The organism is Nocardia sp. NPDC005978, from assembly GCF_040614455.1.
GTDB lineage: Bacteria > Actinomycetota > Actinomycetes > Mycobacteriales > Mycobacteriaceae > Nocardia.
In genome coordinates this window covers 1-2101 of sequence record NZ_JBEXUS010000234.1, presented here as the reverse complement: position 1 = coordinate 2101, position 2101 = coordinate 1, and the positions used below count along the sequence as shown (strand labels likewise).

The window sequence follows — 2101 nt, the reverse complement described above, 5'->3', positions numbered from 1 at the left end:
GAGCGGGGGAGCGAAGCGGAGGAGCGGAGGGAGGGAAGAACGAGACCTCCGGGCCGCGAACCCCGCCGCAGCGGAGCGGAGGCAGAAGATTCAGTCCAGCGCGGCGAGGGCGCGGCCGAGCTGGTCGATCTCGAACCGGGTCGTGTAGGGCGCGAGACCGATCGTGACCGCACCGCCCTCGTCGTTCACCCCGAGCGCGTCCAGCAGCCGGCTGCCGCCGTGCGAGCCGCTCAGCGTGCCGATGCGGGCGTCGGCGAGCTTGGCCGACACCTTCTCGGCCTGCATGCCCGCCAGGGTGAAGCTGACGGTCGGGATGCGGGTGGACGCGCGGCCGATAACGGTCAGGTTCGGCACCTGGTCGAGCACCGTCATGAGGTGTTCGAAGAGCTGATCGTGGTAGTCCTGCAGCGAGATGATCGACATCTCCAGGCGCTCGCGCCGGGTGCCGGTGGCGCGCTCGTCGAGGCCGGCCAGGTAGTCGATGGAGGTGGTCAGGCCCGCCAGCAGCGCGTACTGGTGACCGCCGACCTCGAGCCGCTCGGCGCCCTTGGCGTACGGGTTGAGCGACATCGACGGGATCCGGTCCAGGAACGCGGGATCGCGGAAGACCAGCGCGCCGATCTGCGGGCCGCCCCACGCGGGCGCGCTCAGCGCGATCACGTCGGCGTTGAGTTCGTCGATGTCGATGAGCGCGTACGGCGCGGCGCCGAAGCAGTCGGCCACCAGCAGCCCGCCGACCTCGTGCACGCGGTCGGCCGCCACCCGCACCGAGGGCGCGGAGCCCACGATCGGGGACGCGGCGGTCAGCGCGACCAGACGCGCGGTGGGGCCGATGAGCTCCTCGAACTGCCAGGCCGGCATCTCGCAGGTCTCGATCTCCACCTCGGCCCAGCGCACATGTGCGCCATAGCGATTGGCGATGCGCAACCAGGGCGCGACATTGGCCTCGTCATCCAGGCGCGACAGCACGATTCCGGTGCCCAGACCCAGCCGGGAGCTCAGCGATTCCGCGAGCCAGGCCAGCAGTACCGCGCGATCCGGGCCGAGCACGACGCCCGCCGGGTCGCCGCCGACCAGATCCGCGACGGCCTCGCGGGCGGCTTCCAGGATGGCGGCGCTGCGCTTGGCCGCGCCGGTCCGGTTGGTATGCGAGAAGGCGGAGGTCCGGAATCCCGTTGATACCGCACGGGATACCGAATCCGGAACCAGCATGCCCGCTTGCGGGTCGAGGTGGATCCAGCCGTCGCCCAGGGACGGTATGAGGCCCCGCACCCGTGCGACGTCGTAAGTCATGCTGGTCACTCTAAAGGGAACGGGCACGCCACGGTAACGGTGTGGGGTGTTTGATGCACTCACCAGGGCATGAAGCAAAGGCGACTGCGTTGCGACATGATAGGGGCATGACGGAATCGGATGGGGCGCCGGAATCCATTGTCGTGATCGGCCCCGAGGGTAAGCCGCTGATCGTTCCGGCGAACGCCGGGCGCGGCGGTGAATCGGTGGAGTTCACCGGCCAGGTCGTCGGTGACGAAAACCCCGGCGAATCAGGCGAAAAGGAAGAATCGCTCGCCGATATGGTGGAGCAGCCCGCGAAGGTCATGCGCATCGGCACCATGATCAAACAGCTGCTCGAAGAGGTCCGGCACGCGCCGCTGGACGACGCCAGCCGCACCCGTCTGCGCGAAATCCACAAGACCTCCATTCGCGAACTCGAACAGGGCCTGGCCCCCGAACTCCGCGAAGAACTCGAACGCCTCGCGCTGCCCTTCAGCGACGACGTCATCCCCTCGGACGCCGAACTCCGGATTGCCCAGGCCCAGTTGGTCGGCTGGCTCGAAGGCCTGTTCCACGGCATCCAGACGGCCCTGTTCGCCCAGCAGATGGCGGCCCGCGCCCAACTGGAACAGATGCGCCACGCACTCCCCTCCGGCGCGAGCACGATCGATCCCCAGGGCCACGCCGGCCCCGCCACCGGTGGCGGGCAATACCTCTGAACAACCCCAACTCCGAGCTACCCCCGCAACAAGGTTCGCGGCCGTCTCGTTCTGGACTGAGTGGAGCGGGGGAGCGAAGCGGAGGAGCGGAGGGAGGGAAGAACGAG

The 2101-nt window shown here is 68.9% G+C and carries 2 protein-coding genes; one reads left to right on the top strand and one right to left on the bottom strand.

Features of this window, described 5'->3' with window-relative positions:
• Positions 1–90: 90 nt before the first annotated feature.
• A complete protein-coding gene (locus ABZ319_RS40340; RefSeq protein WP_354991870.1) occupies positions 91–1293 on the bottom strand; it encodes a cysteine desulfurase-like protein in 1203 nt (400 codons plus the stop codon).
• Positions 1294–1400: 107 nt separating this feature from the next.
• Between ABZ319_RS40340 and ABZ319_RS40335 the strand changes: the two genes are divergently transcribed.
• A complete protein-coding gene (locus tag ABZ319_RS40335; RefSeq protein ID WP_354991869.1) occupies positions 1401–1994 on the top strand; it encodes a bacterial proteasome activator family protein in 594 nt (197 codons plus the stop codon).
• Positions 1995–2101: the final 107 nt, after the last annotated feature.